Genomic DNA, 21,161 nt, shown 5'->3' with positions numbered 1-21,161 from the left:
CTTGACTTTAATGGTAAAATTCAACAATCGGTTCTATTTTGAACCGAAGAAGAAAGGTGGTTTATCACTTGCATACATTGACCAAACACAAGTCCAAAACATGGGCTGCCCTCATTCTCAGCGGCATGCTCCTCTTCACCATGAATACAACAGGTTACGCCGCTGCTTCAACCCAATCCATGCCCAAACCGGCGTGGACGTCATCTTCCCTGATGTTATCTGAGGCTAATACGGAGAAAGATGTCCTGATCAAGGGAATTCATGCCGTGCCATCCAAAAATCTTGTATATGTACATGCCTCCCAGCCCGTGACCAAAACAAGCAGCAAAACAACACTCGACTGGCAACTGGACTCTCTCCAAGCATTCGATGTTACAACTGGACAATTGAAGTGGAATACGATATTCCATGAGAAAAGTGGTCCTTATACCACCTACTCTGATTCGGTATATGCCAGCAACGGTACGGCTTATGTGTATATGGAATATTCGGACAAAACCAAAAAATTGTACTCATTCAATACATCCGGTAAAACCAACTGGGTCAAAACGGTGAATTCACCTGCAAGCATATCCCTATTGGATAACGATACGCTGATGGTTGCTTCAAGTCAGGGCGTGCAATCGAATGGTTCGGTTCGCTCCGCCATCTCGTTATATGACAAAAAGGGCAAGTTGATTACCGAAAAGACCATTAACGGTAACGTGCTTAAGGCTGACCATGGTCGAATTGTAGTGGATGCCAGTAAACAAACCAAGGTAGGAAACTTCTGGCAACAAGCTGCGAATCCCAAAGTAGAGATCTATGATCGTACGTTGAATCGTCTGTCCTTCTATCAATTCCCTGCCAATGCAAATACATTAGGAGATGGCGGCGGTGAATCGCTGGCCATTCTCGACGATGGTTCCATCATTATGCGCGCCAATTTTGAGAACACCGGTAACAGACTGATGGGCTTTGGCATCGATGGCAAGCTTGCTTGGGGACGTGCCATTGCTGGTGATGCCTACATTCAGACGGCTCGCAACGGTTATACAGTCTTTACAGGGCAGAAGCTGGAACTGTACACGATGAAAGGCAAAGTGACTGAGCGTACATTCAAGGACGCACAGCCTGCACTTATGCGTGTTGACCAGACACAGGATGGTCAGTATCAGCTTGATTTTTCCAAAACAGGATACATTCTTGATCCACAGACGCTGGAAGACGTGCATATCTACACGACCAGTGCCTCGGTTCCTTCATTAGAAGGTGTTTCAACCTATGTCGATGATGTCATCTATTCCTTGAACGATGAGACATTGTCCAAATATGTACTGAAGTCCAATTCTGCAAAATAATTACTCGATTTAATAATAAGCCGGGAGAGTTCCATAAGGAGCTCTCCCGGCTTATTACATTGGCAAATTAGAATATCATCCTATTTCCAATTCTCGTCTATAAATTCGTCCCGTCCGGATAACGCACGGTCTTCCTTATAATGTTTTTCGTTTTTCTTGTGGTAATCCTGATGATAGTCTTCAGCCGGATAGAATATAGCTGCATCCCGAATTTCCGTAACAATGGGTTGAGTGAATCGTCCGCTGGCTGCCAGTTCCTGTTTGGACTGTTCAGCAAGCTCACGTTGACGTTCATTATGCACAAAGATTGCCGTACGGTACTGCGTCCCCCGATCCTGGAACTGACCTCCGTCATCCGTCGGATCAATCTGCGGCCAGTATAGCTCCAGCAGTCGTTCATAAGGGAATACATCTGGATCAAATGTAATTTCAACCACTTCGACATGACCGGTCTCCCCGGTTTTGACCTGCTCATATGTTGGATTCTCGACGTGACCGCCGGCATAACCCGATATAATACCATGAATGCCCGGTTGTTCTTCAAACGGTGTAACCATACACCAGAAACATCCACCGGCGAATGTAGCTTTTTCCATTCCGTTCATCCCCTCTTATCGAAACTATCTATAGAATACTGATGCTAAGTTACGCATACATTCTTATATTTTAAAACAACAAGAGGTTGATTGAAAGCCATGGTTATGGCTCTCAATCAACCTCTTCATTGGTAATGCATTTGGCTGACAACTAATTCAAGAAATTATCTTGATTAAGTTACCCGCGACTACGTCCCATCGAACGGAAGATCAAGCTTACGATGGCTACAAGAACGATCGCACCGATCAATGCAGGTACAATGTGGAATCCGCCCATCTCAGGACCCATATCGCCCAAGATTACTCCACCTAACCATCCACCGATAAAACCAGCAATGATGTTACCAATAACACCACCTGGAATGTCACGACCAACGATCAAACCTGCCAACCATCCAATGATACCACCGATAATTAATGACCATAACCAACCCATATCATTCACCTCTAATTAAAGTTTTTGTTGTTGTCTGTCTACTATTAACCGCTACAGAAGCATTTAAACAATTGGCATAAAAATTTTTGCATATTACCTTTTGTCCCCATGCATCTTCCTCTGCAAAACAACCTTAGTCAGGTATGGAACAGTTCGCGTTACTTTCCGGCATCTCACCAGCTCAGGGCTGCGTTATGTACCTCCCGAAAGTCATTGTATGTTAGAGCAGACAAGGTTAGTATCACCAATTGAGGTAGGATTATTTATAAAATTGCGTCATATTATAGGATGGATGGGTTAGGTCTGATCAATAAAAGCCTGCACGGCCCTTACCTGGCTGCGCCAGCCAAGTATGTTTATGGCTCTTGTCCAGCTCGCCACGCATCGACTGAATGACTTTCACAATGTCTGTCTGTCCATTCTGATGCCATTCCAGCGCAGCGCTCACATACAACTCACCTAGCTGTGCAAGAGAAAACGTTTCGGTCAGACGAGCTGCTTCTACCGTGCCTTCTTCACCCGCAAATACGGTAAAGCCTCGTTGGCGCAAATATTGCAGGCGCAACGCTTCATCTGGCAACGGAATTTCATAAGCCCGGTCAAACCGTCCAGCACGGTTCATGAGGCCCGGATCTATTTTCTCCGGATAATTCGTTGTCCCGATCAGGAAAATGCCTTCTTTTGACGTAGCTCCATCCAGTGTATTCAGGAAAAAGGAACGGACTTCATCCGGCATCGAATCGATGTCCTCAATGATCAGTACCATCGGTGCCAACCGCTTGGCAGCCTCGAACACTTCACGCACCGACTCACTGTTGGTATACTCCGTAATCTGCCAATACGCAGCCGGGCCCGGGATACTTCCCGCAATGGATTTCACCAACGTGGTCTTGCCATTCCCCGGATGCCCATACAATAAAATGCCCCGTTTGTACGGGATATCATAATCTCTGTAGAAGGAACGATCCGCTTCGAAGAACTGATCCAGCGAACGGAAAATATCCTGCTTGATCTGTGCCGAAAGAACAACATCCTCTCTTCCCACGGAGCGAGTGATGGATTCCACATGACGATCGCTGCCATTGCGGGCATCGGTGTAGACCGTTACTTTTTTCATATTTTGCTGACGTTCCCGTTCCCGGACACTTCCCAGAAATTGCTTCATCTCCTCATCACCGATGGCAAAGACAAAGTCTTCACTGTAGATCCCGTTCTCTCTGAAAAATGGAACCCGCACAAGTGCTACGCCCCATTTCGGATAAGCAAATACGTTGTTGCGAATGGAGTAATGCACACCATAAGTAGGCACATCTCCATCATCGTCGTAATGCAAGGTCTGAAGCTCCAGATCTTCGAATATACGGGCGACCAATTCCACTTCGTCACTGCCATTTTGCAGGTCTTCCCGGAGTAACTCCCAATATTCATTGTTCGGGTCGGAACTGGCATACAGCTTGTACTCAACTCCATAGCGCTGATGAAGTGCCTCACTGATTCCACGAATCAGCCTTGAATAGATGGCGTACCCCTCCACTCGAATTCGGGTATCATGTTGTTCGTCATAAGTATAGATCGCCTGGGTTGGATCTGTTTGTTTTTCGTTTATTGTCATTATTTCGCTCCCTTTACCGCTACAAGCGGTTTGCATTTGGCTACAACTTGAGCCAGGCCTGCGCCGGTAACACTGTCTATAATTTCATCTACATTTTTATAAGCCTGAGGTGATTCATCAATAATGGACTCAAGTGAGCGTTGATTTACCACGATCTCATCTTCTGTACCCACACCCAGTGCCGTAGCAAAATCCTCCACGCTAATCAATCGTTTTGTTGCCGTCCGTGAACGGATTCGACCCGCACCGTGACATATTGAATAATAATTATCAGCACCCTGTGGCTGACCTACCATGATATATGAAGCAGTTCCCATGGAACCGGGAATAAGCGCCGGATGCCCTGTTGCCAGATAGGGCTTTGGATTGTCCGGATGACCTGCCGGCAACGCACGTGTCGCCCCTTTGCGATGCACAAAAACGGAACCTTGGTCTGCGTGAGATTCCTCCCAGGCATAGTTGTGCATCAGATCGTATAACGTACGAAATTCACATTTGGAGCCAAACACATCCCGGAATGCTTCGCGAATAGCATACGCAATCAGGTGACGATTGACAACAGCGTAATTCAATGCAGAATACATCATGTTCACATAATGACGACCTTCCGCATGCTCAAGTGGAGCAAATACCAGTCTCGGATCGGATGTACCCAGGTTAAGCCGCTGCATGACTTTGGCAATCGCTGACGAACTCGTCTGGCTTACATACCCACCCCATGCACGAGAGCCGGAATGAATCATGACCACGACCTGTCCATCATACAATCCCCAAGCTTCGGCGATTTCACGATTCTCTTCAGCGATCTCAATCGCCTGGATCTCGGCAAAATGATTCCCCCCACCCAGTGTTCCGAGCTGACGATGCGAACGGTGCCATGTCATATCAGGAACGTGGTTTAACACATCCTCATCGTAACTGAACTTGCTGCTTTCCACATGTGTCATCGCGGTTGATTTTTTCGGTGTATAGCTGTCTGGAATATACTTTTTGGGTAAACCATGCAGGCCTTTACGAACAATATGCTCCAGTCTGATATCCGAGTAATGACCTCGCTGGTTCGCCTCCATCGGCAACACCTTCTCAATGGCCTTGACGAGTTTGCGGCGAAGCTTGATGTCTTTCAATTCGTCCTTGTGCAAGTTTGTCATATGCACTCGCATGCCACAGCCGATGTCACTGCCCACGATGGAGGGAGAAACGTATCCGCTCTGTGCATGCCACACGGCTGTCGTTCCAATGCACGTACCTACACCGACGTGTACGTCTGGCGTGTAACTCATATAAGAGATTCCCGGAATCTGCAGATTATTGTTTGCCATCTCGAATACCTTGTAATCGAGCGAGGAGAAGAGTTGTTGCGCCGCATATACGGTTAGATCACCTGCAGGCAATTTTACTTCATGCCGGTAGGCACCTGCGATTTCATTTGGATTAGTAAATAAATTAAATTCTGTATTCATAAAAGTGTATTATTCCTTCCTGTACGTTCAGCAAATTCGGTTTGCTGATTCATCTGTAAAATAAATATTAAAAAAAGCCATAGGCTAGTCGCCCATGACTTCTACTGAATGACAATAACGGAGAACAGAACAGCATAAACATGCTGTGTGTCTGTCATCCATCGCTATAATATAAGCGAAGAACGCATATCGATTATAAAACCTGCTAAACGATATGCCTATCCCCTATGTCGACCGTATGAGGCCAATGAAACGATGAGCCGGATATGCTATTGTGTCTACGTTACGCCCTGTTTGAATCAAATCATAACCAAGCATCATGTCTCTCGGCCTCCCTTCGTTAATGTTAGTCTTATATTAAGGGGACTAGAATTCATGTGTCAACCCTTTTCTTGGAAATTGTCCATGGTGTAGATTGCATATGTAAACAAAAACAGGAGATTGTCCTAGGACAATCTCCTGTTTTCCAAATAATAATGATGTTGTTAGCGTAACATGATTATTACAGTCCTGCTTGTTTTTCCAACTCTTCAACCGGATTTTCGTCTTCTTTTTCAGGAACTTTGGAAGACAGGAACCAACCACATACCGCAATGGTGATCAGTACAATATAGAATCCGAATTTCCAAATTTTATTTTCCGGGAAATGCTCATCCAGAACACCCAATGAAGGGTGTGCGAGTGTAATAACTGCCAGCTTAACCCCTACCCAACCTACGATTACAAATGCCGCAACTTCAAGTCCTGGACGGGAATGAAGCAATTTCACAAAGTATGAGGCTGCAAAACGCATGATCACAAGCCCGATGAATCCACCGAGGAAGATAACGATAAACTGTCCACCGTCGAGTCCGCCAATTGGAGGCAATCCACTTGGTGGCAACGCCACGGCCAAAGCAACAGCAGCCAGAATGGAATCAACTGCAAATGCGATATCCGCTACTTCGACCTTGAAAACGGTCATCCAGAAACCGGATTGTTTTTTCGGTTTCTTAGGCGTTGAATCAGCTGCTTCATCTGTCTTATTACGACTACCCAGTATCTTTTTAACGATATGGTTAATCGAAATGTACAGGAGATACAGGGCACCGATCGCTTGCACCTGCCATACATCGACGAGGAAAGAGATCAGGAACAATGAACCTAAACGGAAAACAAATGCACCCATCAGACCGTAGAACAACGCTTTTTTGCGCTTATCTTCAGGCAAGTGTTTAACCATGATTGCGAGTACCAATGCATTATCTGCTGCGAGTAATCCTTCAAGGACCACTAAGACAGCAAGCACCCACCCATATTCTAATAATAATGAAACATCCAAAATTGACTCCTCCTTAATATTCTTATGATGTACAAAAAAAAGGACCTTTACCATCACTGGTAAGGTCCTTTTATATCCACAAAAAGAGACCTTTACCGAGCATGAAAACTTGGTAAAGGTCTCGCTAACAACAAAATTGCTGCCAATAAAGCCGGGGATATAATCCCGAACTGACGACTTTACTGTAAAAGCTACTCCCCTTTAACAGGAATATGTAGTTTTAGTTGGAACGGGTTGTTTAACCTGTACTCATCATATTTCATAACGTTAAATAAAGTCAAGCTTTATTTAGCTGACGATACAACTTACGGAATACGACAACATCGTAGATCATATTCCCCAGTGGAATGAAAGAAACAAAGAACAGAGCAATTGGACGGCGCAGACGCCATTTCTGTGAGGTGTACATAGTCACCATAAATAACAAATACATTAAAAACAAAAAACCGTACAGATTCCCAAACCATGTGACAGCCTGTGGCATAACCCCGGCATCTCTCAACGGAAAAGCAACAAACAGTAACAACACGTACGAAATGCCCTGCAACCACAACATCAGCCGGAAGCGCCCCAGCGTAGAATGTAACATTATTTTCCTCCTGCTTTTATACATGTAACGAATTCAATTGTTCCCGTACAGTATATCACAAAAGCTGAATATCTCGCTTAATGCCATGTAGCAGATTATTCCTGCACGCTTATATGGTTGGCTCACCTACCATTTCGCAGGAGCCAAATGCTTCAGCTTCTCATAAGATATATGACGAAGATTGTTACAGATGTCGGACAAGAAGGAGCCGGATCATGAAAATAGCTATGGTTGCACCCGAGAAATTGCCTTTGCCCGGTAATGGTTCCGTGGAAATCTGTATCCTGGGCATCGCTCGTGAACTAGCTCATCGCCATCAGGTGACCATTATAAGTCGTCAAATGCAAGGTCTCGCCGCCACAGAACAGATCGATGGGATCACTTTTCAACGTATCCCTGCAACGAGTCCTGTCATGTACATCAAAGCAGTCATACGTTTGTTATCCCAACAACCCTACGATGTAATTCAAGTGGATAACAGGCCACGAAGTATGGCTACCATCAAACGAGCTTTTCCACGCACTCCCGTTGTACTCTATCTTCACTCATTAACGTTTGCTCAGCCCGGGCCTTCCAAACTCACATTAATGAAAAAAGCTGATTGGATTGCCGTCAACAGTCATTCCCTGCGACAAAGGTTAGGCCGCAGATTTCCGTTGGTAAAACACCGGATGAGTGTTGTTCCATTGGGTGCAGATCTAAGCCGCTTCAGACCTGTTGAATCCAGCGAAGAACAGATTCATCTGCGTACACAATTTGGAGTAACTAAACCATTCTCTATTCTGTATGTCGGCAGGCTGATCCCTGGAAAAGGTGTAGACGTATTAATTCGTGCGACTGCCCTCCTTCAGCAACAGGTATCTGTTCAACTGGTTGTTGCAGGCAAAGGACCTCCGTATTACATGCGTAAACTTCGCGAACTTGCCCAAAAACATAAGGTCCATGTTTCCTTCCGTGGTCAGATAAACCATGAGCATATCGATCAGTTGTATCGGGCAGTCGATTGTCTGGTCTGTCCGTCTCAAGAACATGAAGCTTTTGGCCTGGTTAATGTTGAGGCGATGGCTTCAGGATTACCCGTTATTGCTTCGGATAACGGAGGTATTCGCGAGATTATTGAATCAGGTATCAATGGATACCTTGTCACTGCTTATAAGCGTCCTCAACGTTTCACCTCTTACCTGTACAAACTTGCAAGCAATCCCACTTTTGCCGAGAAGTTAGGAAAGGCTGGCCGAGACAGCGCAAGGGCATATTTCAGTTGGGCAAGAACAGCCATGCATCTGGAAGCGACCTATACCAGGCTCATCCGTAAATGAGCCTTCTTTTGTTACGATGATCAAGCTTTTTCACGAAATTGCCATCCCTTAATCAAAGAATCCATCTGCGGAACAGGAATGTGACTCATCTCAATTAACTCCATAATCACCATATCTCTCATCATGAATCGTACTTTGGCACACGTGAGTTGATGAAATACATCGTAGAATGCCGTCCCGGCCCAACATCCATGAGGTACGATCAGGGGATCATTAACGATATAACCTACGGCTCCAATCGGGGGGATAACAACCTTTATTGCTTGATGATCCAAACGATTATCTGGATCTTTGACGAGATACACGGTATCCCCCACATGTAGAGCCTGTACTCCATGGTAGTGATCCATCCCATACATAGCTGCGAATAATTTGGTGCTCATATTACCTGCTCCTTTTCCTGTACTTCTCCATGATTAAAATTTTTACAAAGATACATCGGTTTCATAATGTTCCAACCACTCGACAAGTTGCCTGCGTATCTCTCTACGGAACTCACGAGGTTCAAGTACCTCTGCCTCGGGTCCAAATTGATACAACCATTTCAAAAATTCTCTGCTGCTATTCAGTGTCACTTCAAATAACAATCCCCCATCGGACATATTCGTCATTCGCGGGCGAACAAACATTTCTTCTTCTTTTATGTAGGGGGCCACTTTCTCAGAGAATCTTACCTTGAAATGGATATTTTCGTCGCCACGGTCAATAGACCATGTGTTCTTCATATACTGCGTTATGTTGAAATCACCCTTGTCGAAACCGGCATTTGTTCGTGTCACATCCAAAAAACGGCTGATCCGAAACAATCGAACTTTCTGCAGCAAATGGCAGTATCCAATCAAATAAAAACGTTGATCACGTGGAATGAGATAATAGGGATCGATATCCCGGACTGTGATCTCATTTCTTGTCAGCGTATGATATTGAGTACGAATGGTTTGCTGGCTTAGAATAGATTCGATAATGGGAATCAGCAAATTAGGGTCTTTTCCTTCCTCGCGATAAGCTGGCGTGCCCATCCGAATAATTCCCGCAATATTCTCTACAATGTCACTGTTTCTTGATTTTAATTTGGTATGAGCCGACATAACCTTGTCAAACGCTGAATCAAACTCAGCAGGTAACTTGGAGGTATCAACTACGGACGGGAGCAAGGAGAAAACCATTGCTTCCTGTTCAGTAAAATCTAATGGATACATCGCAAACTCACCAATAAATCGGTAACCTTTGCCGTATCCTTCATTCATAATCGGGGCGACCCTATCCAAAATCCGGAGATCACGATAAATCGTGCGTACAGTCGTACCGCATTTCAGCGCCAATTCCTTGGCCGAAATTCCAGGATTTGCTTGTATAGCCTGAAGTATACGCAGCAGACGAATTAATTTCTCTGTCATGTAGTTTCTCCCCTTCGATATTTTATCGGCAAGGAAAACTAGTTCCTTTAGTACAGAACTAAATCTTTAGTCCCAATATTATTTTCGCAATTTCACCATTTTTGTATAGTCCAATTGCACTCTTACCCCCTTTTAATATACATTCTCTTACTCGCTTGCGTAAAACATTAACCCAAAAGACCTTAAACCTAAGCCTGAAAGCCTATACAATTTTCTAAAAATAATACAAAAAAGCCCTGATCTCCACAAAGAGACAAGGCTTTTCTCGGAATTACTGGTTATGCAACTGTAATAATTGATTCATCACATTTGCCATATGCTCACAGAGTTCAGCAATGTCCCCCATCTGGTCTTCATTCACACTGCGGTCAAAACAAACGTGAGCCATGACGTTATAAATGATTGGCTGTTCATCAAAGATATACTGGATAGTCTGGCATATCCTCTGCTCAGGCCAGCTCTCCTGTAATATCGAACGAATGGCTGGGCACTGCCTCTCAGGCTCTTTCATAACCATGCCAAACCGGATTTCCAAACGACAACCTGGATGAGCGCCAGGCGTCTCCAGGATCTCCGCTGCGAGCTCATTTAGGGAACTACTTAACACAACCTCGCCTGTTACTTCCGGACGATCCCTGAGACAAAATTGTAATGTGAACTCTCTGGACATCACTGCCATCTCCAGCCGATCTTTACGCCCCGTAATCTGAATACGTTCGTCCAGGTTATCCATATCATAGAGATAATTCTCAAACCCGACTTTCAGATTGTCATACACTGTTGGATCAAACATTGAATTAAACCTACTTTCTTACCCTTTAACATGTATTGTAGTACATTCTCATTTTTCATGCGAACGATGTGCCTATTGAACTCTCTTGCTCAGCAAAAAAAGCCCAGTCACTAGGACTGGGCTCTGGTTAAGCATGAGATCTGGCAAGATCCCGTAGCTTGGTTTATTCTTCTGTAGCTTTTTCTTCAGCTGCCGGTTCAGCTTCCTCAGCAGATGCTGTTGGCTCTTCCTCAGCGGCTTGTGGCGGCATGACGGACGCAATGATGGATTCAGGTGATGTTACGAGTGTCAAACCTTTATCGAGTTTGATATCCGCAGCAGTCAAACGATCACCAATGTCCAATCCACTGACATCCACCTCAATGGACGTTGGCAGATCCGCAGGCAATCCTTCTACTTCCAGCTGTGTCTCCTGTGTCTGGAATACACCGCCAGCTTTCGAGCCGGCCGCTGTACCCTGGAAGTCGATCGATACACTTACGCTAATCGGCTTGTTCTTGGAAATTTGCAAAAAGTCTACGTGCAACAAACGTCCGTTACGCTCTTGCTGATCCTTGATCAGCACCGGAAGCGTTTTACCGCCCTCCACATTCAGGTTGAACATTTCGGAGCGGCCTGTGCGTGCCACTTTCAGCATTTCTTTTTCATCTACATGTATTGAAGCACCTTCAAGTCCCGGGCCGTAAACGACTGCGGGAACTCGTCCGCCTTGTCTTAACAGGCGCAGTGCTGCACCTTTCTTTTCCGTTCTTGGCGTTGCTGTAAGTTGAGCCATTTTTCCGTTGGATTTCATGATTGAACATCCTCCTTCAAGGGATCACTACATTATATTTGTTGGAAAGCACTGAGGCTTATCTCATAGACCATAATGGTCTTTTTTCCTTTGGCCGAATCGTGGGCCATATCTATATTTACCCCAATGATAGAGGATCTCAAACACGAAACAGGACAATTAATTATTTTTTGGCAAGTTATAAGGCATATAATCAGACCAAAAAAGCAGTCGGAATCTCTTCCAACTGCTGATTTATCAAGGTTTTGACGAACTACATTTAAAGTTATACATAAAGAAACTATGCGCTATTACGATCCTCTGTTTTTTCGCTTTCACGAATGATCTGCATCTCGTCTGATCCGCTACGGACAATAATGTGTACATCCCCGTCTTCAGGTACAATGTCCACGTAACGGTCCCCGCACGTATCTTTAGCTTCCCATTCGTTCAATCGAATGATCAATCCCAGGTGATGCAGACCCGGAGCAACGCGGAAGCGGGCTTCGGCGGCATTACCGACTTGTTCCAGCCGTACTGCTCCGTCCTCCATACCTGTGCCCCATACCCAGACATCCCAACCTTCATAATGCTGGTCTTCCCGTTCGTATCGAAGCGTGACGGTTCGCGAAATCTGTTTATGAATCGTTACGCCAAGCGTTGCCCGGATTCCTCCAGCCTCAGCAATAATATGGGTTAATCCAGGTGTCATCGCACGTACGATCCCTGCTGCACTCACCGCTGCAAGTTCTGGATGAGAAGAGCTCCAGCGTATATTCGAATCCTGAAGCGGCTGACCAAATTGATCCAGAACCAAGGCACGGAAGCGACTGATTCGAGTCATGTACATGACAGGTTCACCCACAATTTCAATTCGTTCAGCATGACGATAATCCACTTGTAACATACAACTTGCCGTTATGTCCCCACAGTGCACTGTAATCGAAGCTTCTCCTCGTTCCAGTGCATGGATTGTTCCATCAGGCTGGATCTGAATAATATCCGGATCAGAAGAAGTCCAGGTAACTGGCGCTTTTTCCACCACATTGCCAATACTGTCCCGTACGATCGCTCGCAGTTGAGTAGTCTCCTTCGGACTATATACGTGGCGAGGAAAACTAATCTCCACTGTTGATGGTTCAGCGCCTCCAGCATGCTCTGTGTCATACAGTACCATTAAGGACCATCGTTCTACCTGAACAGTACCACGAACAGTCTTGATCACGTCTGTGCCTGCCTGATGATCATTGACTACAACATGCCAGTCCCCTTCCCCCAGGTCAACATGCTGCTCATGTTCTGTTCCGTTATAGATGACCATAATCTGATTCCAGGTGTCCTGATTCGCACCATTCTGAAGTATAAAGGCAACTACATTGCCATCCGCACGAATCACACGTAGGTGATTTCGTACCTGTTCAGCATCAATCATACGAAAAGCGGGATGTGTTCGCCGCAAATGAATAAGACCACGATAGTAGTCGAACACTGGTCTAAACCGTGATTTGTTGGCCCATGTGATGGCGTTCACCGCATCCCCGCTCCGATAACTGTTATGATCACCGGCTTTGGATCTGAGCATCTCATCCCCTGAATGCAGAAACGGAATTCCCTGAGATGTAAGCAGAATACCGGAAGACAGTAAAGAGCGACGAACCATCTCATGATTCAAAACATCATCTGCATCCACATACCGATAAGGATCTGCTGCTTTTACCGCGGACTCAGCACTCCCTCCACCCACGGGCTGTCCGTCCTTCCATACGGGAAACCCTAATTCCTGTCTAAGGTTCATCGTTGTCGCAATTTTATCCCACAGATTGAGATTGTCATGGGCAGTTACATAATTGACAACCTCCACAGGTGAAGATGTGAAATCATCCAATGCTCCTGCTAATCCCCTAATAAGCTCATATTCCTGCCCTCCGGCACCCGTAACAAACCCTCTGCCACTGCCATCACTATCGCCCTTGATTGCACTGCGAAAATGATCATTAAATACTGCAAACCCCTGACCTCGCTGGGTTCCTTTTAATGTTTTACGGTCCAAAGGTGAATCTCCACCCATCCAGGGTTCCCCATAGATCAGAAACGCCGGATCGATCTGTTCCTTCAATTCACGTGTCAATTCATTCATCGTTTCCGTATCAATCAGGGCCATGAGGTCAAATCGAAATCCGTCCACATGATATTCTTCTGCCCAATATCGGAGAGAATCCAGAATATATTTTCGCACCATTGGACGTTCTGTCGCCAATTCATTGCCTACACCAGAACCATTACTGAGGGTGCCATCCTCCCGATAACGGTAATAATAGCCTGGTACAATCCGTTCAAAAGGTCCCTCTTCCACGCTATACGTGTGATTATAGACAACATCAAGTACAACGCGAATGCCTTGTCTGTGCAGCGATTGAACGAGTGATTTGAGCTCCCGAATTCGAACTGCAGGATCACGAGGGTCGGTAGCATACGAACCTTCGGGAACGTTATAATGCTGGGGATCATACCCCCAGTTGTATGGTGCTCTGACATTTGAACCCACTTCTGCAGTAGCAAGTTCATTCACCGTCTGATAATCCGCCACAGGCAGAAGATGTACATGAGTAACTCCCAGTTCGGCAAGATGGTCTACGCCAATACTATTGCCTGCTCTATCCGTCAGACCGGAAGCCGTGAATGCCAGATATTTTCCCTTATACGGAATATCTGCATGTGGGTCTGAGGAGAAATCACGGACATGCAACTCATATAACACGGCATCAACAGGACGCAGAAAAGCAGGTTTGACATCCAGGTCCCAATCGACCGGATTGGTGGTCTCCGGATCTATAATAGCCGTTCGTTGCCCATTAGCCGTTACCGCTCTGGCATAAGGATCAACAGCCACTTCAATCTGCTGATTATCATGAATAATTCGGTACATATAATAATATCCTGCCCAATCGCCGCTGAGCTTCAGACTCCATATTCCGTCCGCATCACGTGTCATGAAATGTTCCTGTCCACCTTCATGATCATGTACTTTGCCACTATCGTTGTAATGACCTTCATCGTCAAAAATCAATATATAAACCTGTTGTGCCGTAGGTGCCCACAATTTAAAAGTACTTGCAGCACGAGTATATGTTAAGCCAAGATCGTTGCCTTCGTAACAAAAAGAAGTCCATTCCGGCATCGTTCCCACCGCCTTTATATCCATTGATTTCGTGTTGTCCCGATGTTACGGAGCGGGACGTGTTTTGTCAACCCGGGGTTGTCTGTACTCATCATATCGGTTCAATTTGCGTATTCAATTAGCAATCGCTTTCAAAATATAGGATATGAAAACAAGCGCCATAGATTGACAGCATTTGTACCTGTCCTGACAAAAAAAGTTTGGAATATACAAGAATAAATTGCAGGATGTCATTTGGTTGAGATTAAAATGCACCAACAGGTGCACAGCATAAAAAGGCTCCGGACATGACGATGTATAGCCCTGCGACCAAGGCATTGGTTTCTGACGCATCAACAAATCCCCCTTTCTTACGGGAAAGGGGGATTTGTTTTATCTCAATTTATTTGATTAGATTTGATTGGATATCTAGAACGTGGCCTTGTTAGCGATTTTACTAATGGTTTGTTGGTACCCTTCAATTCTTGGCAAGCATTGCGTTCATTAGGAATTCGAATACATCACCGTTAGGGATATCGCATTCACATTTACCTTTCCGTCCTGTATGGTGCGTATCGTATCAACGCCTGCTTGTCCTTTTTCTACAATCACATTCCATGTCTCTGTGGGGACAGAGATGTCACGGTTTTCTTTTGCCGCGTTATAGATGACAACAATACGTTCCCAAGAATCGCTGGCTGCTGTACCGTTCAGTTCATAGGCTAACAGCCCATTGCCTTTTTCTATTAGACGAACATGCTTCTCGATCTCTTCCCGTGTACGAAGCCGAAAGGCTGGATGTTCTCGCCGAAGAAGGATCAGCCCACGATAATAGTCAAACACCAGCTTGAACAGCTGCTTTTGCTCCCAATGTATGGCATTGACCACGTCTCCACTCTGATGGCTGTTGGCATCCCCATATTTGCTGCGAAGCAGCTCATCTCCAGCCGCGATCAGGGGAACACCCTGGGAGGTTAGAACAATACCAATGGCAAGCAGACAACGCCTAACGGTCTCATTCTCCAGAATGTGTTCCGGATCGATCTGCAGGTACGGCTTAGCCTTCTCTACGGCCTCTTCCACACTCTGGCATCCACGAATACTTCCATCCTCGTCATAGGTGAGGAAATTCAAGGTATCGTGGAGTCCTTGTGTACGTGCGACTTTGTCCCACAGGTTGAGATTATCGTGAACCGTTACATAGTTAATCGTCTCGGATGGACCATCCGTAAAATCCTGAATGGCTCCCCGGACGCCAGTCCACAATTCGTCTTCTTTCCCGTCCGCGCCCGTCGCAAATCCCGTACCCATGCCATCGCTGTCTCCCTTGATCACTCCGCGAAAATTATCGTTAAACACAGCAAAACCCGCCCCGCGCTGCGTTCCTTTTAGGGTCATATCATCTCCAAGCGGCGAATCCAGTGCGCCCCATGGTTCACCATATAACAATATGGAAGGTGACACTTCGGTGTGCAACTCCGCTGCAAGCTGTTTCATCGTAGTTGTGTCGATCAGACCCATCAGGTCAAATCGAAAACCGTCCACATGGTACTCCTCTGCCCAGTAACGGACCGAGTCGATGATAAACTTACGAACCATGGTGCGTTCAGTAGCCACCTCATTGCCCGTACCTGAACCATTGCTATAGGTCCCATCGGCGTTTTGACGATAGTAGTATCCTGGTACAAGTTTCTCAAAAGAGCTGCCTGCCGTATCAAACGTATGATTATATACCACATCCATAATGACACCTATTCCCTTGTTATGAAGGGCAAGCACCATGGATTTGAACTCACGAATTCGTGTCTCCGGATCATCTGCACGTGATGCATAGGAACCTTCCGGTACATTGTAATGGAGCGGATCATATCCCCAGTTATAGTTGGAGGCATCAGACGTATCACCATCCACCCTGGATTCATCCACCGTCGCAAAATCAAATACTGGGAGCAGATGCACATGGGTAATCCCGAGTTCAACCAAATGATCGATCCCCAGTGTGTTGCCCTCCGAATCACGCAGACCCGTCTCGGTAAAAGCCATGTATTTGCCTTTATTCGTTATACCAGATGATGGGTGAATGGAAAAATCACGTACATGCAGTTCGTACAGGACTGCATCTACAGAACTGGTCAATTCCGGGCGAATATCCTCACTCCATCCCTTCGGATGTGTCTGCTCCAGTCTCACAATTACACCCATTTCTCCATTCATGGTCACTGCTTGTGCGTAGGGATCTACAGCAGTAGTTGAATGTCCATCTTCGAAAGTAGGCTTGTACATGTAACGGTAGCTACTTAAATCACCCTCCAGTTCCAGAACCCAGATGCCTTGTTCTTTCTTTTGCATAGGTAGCGCCTGCTGTTTCCGTTGATTGGGCTCTTCCTCCGGGCTCCCCCCTGTCAAAGGTGGGTACAGAAGTAGTTCCATCTGAACAGCTAACTGTGACCAGACTTTGAAGTGACAGGTTTGTGCTTCTAATGTGACACCTAAATCTCTTCCTTGGTATGTATCTTCTGAAATCAATAGTTCCTGCTTATCCTCTTCAATCATGTGTGTTGTTCCCCTCTCGTTGAGAAAATTGATGAATATGGATGGTACGAGTGCTCTTTACCCTTTATACCCGTTCCGCTGCCCAACCATAATCCGAATTACACAAAAAGAAGACAAATGTCATGTAGATTCACATGACGCCTGCCTTCTTTATGGGTAAAACGATATCTCTCTAATGTGGTACCTGGGATTGGAAATCATTCCGGCTGGATTGATCCGCATGGTACAAAACCACGTCCCCATCTTGCATCGGCCAGCTTCTCCCCTGACCATCTACCGGGCTGTTATCAAAACCTTCCATTTGCCATTGATTCATCAACGGTGCATAAATATATTGCAGATGCGGTGCATTCGTATTGCCACTGCGCAATGTTTCGATATTGAAGTTAACCACAATGTAACCGTCCCTCAGAAATACCATTGTCTTCTCATCCAACTGGTTTTGTCTGGCAAGTGACTCGAGATCGGTTCCTTTGGGTACTGCATATACATCTGCTGGCAAGCTATATTCCCCATACCAGCGCTGAATCGCTGCATTCGCCCGATCCACATTAACACTGGAGGGAATATCTGTTTTTGGGCCAATGAGTGTACGGATCTGTGAAGGAAGAATCATCCAGTCATAACGACCTACCCACGTTTTATGATGAGAGGTCTGATCCACGAAACGAACCATATGTTCCGTCATTGTACCCTGATTGCGTTCCTCCGCTGACAGTTCATAGGTATACTGATAACGCGCTGTATCACCTAACTCCGTACTTTCGACATTCCGCAACCGTGAGTTCAGCACAACAAAGCGTTTTTCTAAATCTTGTACCGATCCGATACGAATGAGTCGTTCCTGTCCTCGATGGTAGTATAAATCCACTTCTTGCCGGGTGGTGCCATCTTTACTCACAAAAGAGAACGTCGGCGTGATTCGGATACCATCCTGTTTCCCAAACATATTACCCTTGGTTTTCAGATCAAACTTGAAATGGTAACCCGTCTTCACTGCAGCATTTCGGAACCCCTGTACCGGATGACTACCGGGACGAATAGGCAGGACATAGGGAGCCAAATTACCTCGGGGATCTCCGTCAATACCGTTTCCTCCGGTCCAGTAGCTCACACCCGTTGGTTCGGGGCTGCCCATCCGCTTACGGAACACGTTCTCCCAGTTGTAGTCTGAAATATCGGTGATGTGAAAATCATACAATCGTCCGATAACCTCTACAGCAACGGTATCTGCTGCGACATGATGGGTCAGATTGGTGTTCGCATCCTGTTGTTCTGTGAAGTTTGCAGGTGCATTTTCGGCGATATTTCGAAACTCGATCTGGTAATTCCCTTCATCTACCCATACAGGAAGATAAAAAGGAGTGTCCAACTGATTTACCGGAATATCCACCCATGTCATGGCCGGAATAAACTGACTTCTGGCACCGTTATAGACATCAAATGGGAAACGAACCTGTTTGATCCGGAAATATTTCGCATAATCATGGTTTCCATAACCAGGGTAACTCGCTACATCCAGATGCTGCCCTGAAGTTGGGATGCGTACAATAAACGGACGCTCTAAAATAAGTGCAGCTCTTGTCGGATCAGGCGTGGTCTTCTGGTTATGCGGCTGATCATCTGACACCCAGGCATAGTTCACAACTGGAGTATGTACTGTCACCGAGTTGATGTCCAGAATGGGGAACTTCTGATCCTGACCTCCGTTAACATTACCAGGGAGCAGTCCATACGTTATCTCACCCGTGGTTGGCTGGTTAGCTTTGTTCATCAATGTGTTTTTGATTGTCAGACGGTTCTGGTACAGAACATCGTCTCCGATCATGCCAGGCTGGGGGATCGTCCCAGGTCTTGGAGCTGTTTTTTCCACCGGGGCAGGATCCATAATTGTCGCTCCATTAAAGGTTACCTTGTCGTTATTAACGGTGTTCTCTCTAACCTCCGCTTCAGCTTTGGATTGAAACAATGATGTCTCATCTGGCATAGGCGGTTCATCCGAACCACCAGGAACCCCTTTGATGCCAAGATCAATTTCTCGACATGGCGCAGGTTTCACATGATTGGTAACCGCAGTATCCATAGCCGATTGCAAAGTCGGTGGTGTATATGCATTGGGCATAAGGGTCACGGTGTCACCATAACCGCCTAGCGCATAGTTAGATACCTTTGCCTCATTTAACTTGTATACCTCCAGGTTATCGATCTGCCAATAGCTATATGTCCGTGTTACTTGCATATTTTTATCCCCAGGCACATCAAGTTCTTTGGGCTCAGGAGGTGTTCCTGGATCCCCCTCACCACTAGACGCTCTTCCCGGGACCGTCCAGGTTTTATGATAAACCCTTTTCACCTTAACGGTGTAAGTCACCGTTCCTGTCATGTTAACCCAACGGTGCTGAAACAGATATTCCTTGGCTAAAACATTGGCATAGAGATCTTCCGAAGTTGGAATACCACGGGTAACATCGAACTTCTCAGATCCCCGCTCGTCTGCCTTCAACACACCCCGAACAGACGGGTCCATAACCGATGCTTCAATAACCGTACCTCTACTCGGTGGGCTGATGGTCACAGGGCAAGTGTTCGCAGGGTCACCCCCCGGATCACCATCATTACCACCTTCTCCATTATCCGTGCAGTCCTTCACTTCAAGCACCTGAGTCCCTTGTTCATCCAGTTGCTGAGCAGAATCAAGAAAATGAGCTTTGATGGTAGTGCTACCCACGATCCCTTTTGTCGTGATTTTGCCATCAGCGCCGATTGTTGCCACAGCCGGATTCGAGCTTTGCCACGTCAATTTGGGATGAGCCGTCAGTTTATGAACAGAGCGATCCAGTTTGGTTAGAACGGCTTCTGCCTGTAGTGGTGTTGTATTGGCTTTACAAGCATTCGGCAAATTCACCACGAGTCCTGGCTCAGACGTAACGGTTATGGTGGCTGTATCCGAGATCAGATATGTACCATTGTTCCAGATTGCACGCACAGTGACCGTGCCCGGACTTTCGGCCGTTAACATCCCTGTTTTCAACTCTATACTCGCAATTGTCTCGTCAGAAGAAAACCATTTGATCTCTGCTTCCCTGCGGGATACGTCAATGCCCTCACCAAAGGCTGTCGCACCATAACCTTTCGTCTTCACCTTGGCTTCCATCTGCTGGGTTTTCCCTATGGTAAGGGTTGAATCTGGGGTTACATCGATTTCTTTTTCTTCAACCAGATCACCTTCCCAGATGATGTCCATGGGCGTAAAATAAGAAGCATTATATTTAGGACAGCCCGCCGTTGTTTGCCCACCATTTGCGAATGGACTCTTCTCGGTTGGTATATGGTACCCTCCAGTAATTGTTCTTATTGCAACAATTGTTGAAGGAAAAGGTGGGGTAGGGTCTCCCACACCAGTATATGAATCTTGATCTGCTCTCCCCTGATAATTAACATCATGGATTCGGACATTAAAAATACTTGAGTCATCGACTCGTCTGGAATTATAATCAGGCCAGTTTTCTGCAGGCCATCTACTGAAATCTACACTATCCGGAACTTCTGTAGCAGCAGGAAATGGACTGGAACAACTCCCTGCATTATTCGCATAAGTTGGTCCCCCAGCATGGTCAGCTCTAAATTGTCCGCTATCCACTTGGTACCAATATACCCCTGGCCTCCCTACAGTAGGAGTGGCTAATATTGTAACCTTCCGAGGGTTTTTCATAGATTTAGGTCCATACTCATCTGTAGCAGCATGAACAACGTTCATAGGTAAGTACAAAGCTAACAATAATAATATTTGTGAGATAAATATACTCACTAAAA

Annotated in this window: 15 protein-coding genes; 2 read left to right on the top strand and 13 right to left on the bottom strand. The window is 45.9% G+C overall.

The window, feature by feature from the left end:
• Window positions 1-77: 77 nt before the first annotated feature.
• Window positions 78-1,340, top strand: a complete 1,263-nt coding sequence (locus tag MKY28_RS02990) for a hypothetical protein (protein ID WP_340934782.1) — start codon at window positions 78-80, stop codon at window positions 1,338-1,340.
• Between the two features lie 80 nt (window positions 1,341-1,420).
• On the opposite strand, the gene msrA is transcribed toward MKY28_RS02990, so the two are convergent.
• The 6 genes from msrA to MKY28_RS02960 all read right to left on the bottom strand — a co-directional run bounded on the left by msrA (window position 1,421) and on the right by MKY28_RS02960 (window position 7,357).
• Window positions 1,421-1,936 carry a peptide-methionine (S)-S-oxide reductase MsrA gene (msrA, locus tag MKY28_RS02985; protein WP_340387270.1) on the bottom strand — a complete coding sequence of 172 codons (516 nt, stop codon included), beginning with the start codon at window positions 1,934-1,936 and terminating at the stop codon, window positions 1,421-1,423.
• 178 nt (window positions 1,937-2,114) lie between these two features.
• On the bottom strand, window positions 2,115-2,372 hold the full coding sequence (locus MKY28_RS02980; protein ID WP_062835823.1) for a GlsB/YeaQ/YmgE family stress response membrane protein: 258 nt from the start codon (window positions 2,370-2,372) through the stop codon (window positions 2,115-2,117).
• A gap of 307 nt (window positions 2,373-2,679) precedes the next feature.
• Window positions 2,680-3,984 carry an AAA family ATPase gene (locus tag MKY28_RS02975; protein WP_339195067.1) on the bottom strand — a complete coding sequence of 435 codons (1,305 nt, stop codon included), beginning with the start codon at window positions 3,982-3,984 and terminating at the stop codon, window positions 2,680-2,682.
• Window positions 3,984-5,447, bottom strand: a complete 1,464-nt coding sequence (locus MKY28_RS02970) for an RtcB family protein (protein ID WP_340934779.1) — start codon at window positions 5,445-5,447, stop codon at window positions 3,984-3,986. Before MKY28_RS02970 ends, MKY28_RS02975 begins: the two co-directional genes overlap by 1 nt.
• 502 nt (window positions 5,448-5,949) lie before the next feature.
• Window positions 5,950-6,768 (bottom strand): TerC family protein, encoded by an 819-nt coding sequence (locus MKY28_RS02965; RefSeq protein ID WP_036617064.1) that lies wholly within the window; start codon window positions 6,766-6,768, stop codon window positions 5,950-5,952.
• Window positions 6,769-7,045: 277 nt separating this feature from the next.
• On the bottom strand, window positions 7,046-7,357 hold the full coding sequence (locus MKY28_RS02960) for a DUF3817 domain-containing protein (protein WP_036617062.1): 312 nt from the start codon (window positions 7,355-7,357) through the stop codon (window positions 7,046-7,048).
• Between the two features lie 215 nt (window positions 7,358-7,572).
• Here MKY28_RS02960 and MKY28_RS02955 point away from each other — a divergent pair, with 215 nt between their 5' ends.
• Window positions 7,573-8,676 (top strand): glycosyltransferase family 4 protein, encoded by a 1,104-nt coding sequence (locus MKY28_RS02955; RefSeq protein ID WP_340934776.1) that lies wholly within the window; start codon window positions 7,573-7,575, stop codon window positions 8,674-8,676.
• Between the two features lie 20 nt (window positions 8,677-8,696).
• On the opposite strand, the gene MKY28_RS02950 is transcribed toward MKY28_RS02955, so the two are convergent.
• From MKY28_RS02950 to MKY28_RS02920, 7 genes are all read right to left on the bottom strand, one after another.
• Window positions 8,697-9,059, bottom strand: a complete 363-nt coding sequence (locus MKY28_RS02950) for an HIRAN domain-containing protein (RefSeq protein WP_047844030.1) — start codon at window positions 9,057-9,059, stop codon at window positions 8,697-8,699.
• Between the two features lie 42 nt (window positions 9,060-9,101).
• Complete coding sequence (locus MKY28_RS02945) at window positions 9,102-10,073, bottom strand: helix-turn-helix transcriptional regulator (RefSeq protein ID WP_076212352.1); 972 nt, start codon at window positions 10,071-10,073, stop codon at window positions 9,102-9,104.
• A gap of 271 nt (window positions 10,074-10,344) precedes the next feature.
• Window positions 10,345-10,866, bottom strand: a complete 522-nt coding sequence (locus MKY28_RS02940; protein ID WP_339195077.1) for a hypothetical protein — start codon at window positions 10,864-10,866, stop codon at window positions 10,345-10,347.
• A 163-nt stretch (window positions 10,867-11,029) separates the two neighbouring features.
• Complete coding sequence (locus tag MKY28_RS02935) at window positions 11,030-11,659, bottom strand: 50S ribosomal protein L25 (RefSeq protein WP_036674494.1); 630 nt, start codon at window positions 11,657-11,659, stop codon at window positions 11,030-11,032.
• Window positions 11,660-11,939: 280 nt separating this feature from the next.
• A complete protein-coding gene (gene pulA / locus MKY28_RS02930) occupies window positions 11,940-14,816 on the bottom strand; it encodes a type I pullulanase (RefSeq protein WP_340934767.1) in 2,877 nt (958 codons plus the stop codon).
• A 483-nt stretch (window positions 14,817-15,299) separates the two neighbouring features.
• Window positions 15,300-17,348 (bottom strand): type I pullulanase, encoded by a 2,049-nt coding sequence (gene pulA, locus MKY28_RS02925; RefSeq protein ID WP_340934765.1) that lies wholly within the window; start codon window positions 17,346-17,348, stop codon window positions 15,300-15,302.
• Between the two features lie 172 nt (window positions 17,349-17,520).
• On the bottom strand, window positions 17,521-21,105 hold the full coding sequence (locus MKY28_RS02920; RefSeq protein ID WP_445670880.1) for a DUF5704 domain-containing protein: 3,585 nt from the start codon (window positions 21,103-21,105) through the stop codon (window positions 17,521-17,523).
• Between the last annotated feature and the right edge of the window lie 56 nt (window positions 21,106-21,161).

Source organism: Paenibacillus sp. FSL R5-0473 (assembly GCF_038004565.1).
Lineage (GTDB): Bacteria > Bacillota > Bacilli > Paenibacillales > Paenibacillaceae > Paenibacillus > Paenibacillus amylolyticus.
The sequence above is the reverse complement of the archived record's forward strand: the minus strand, read 5'-3'. Positions and strand labels throughout refer to the sequence as shown.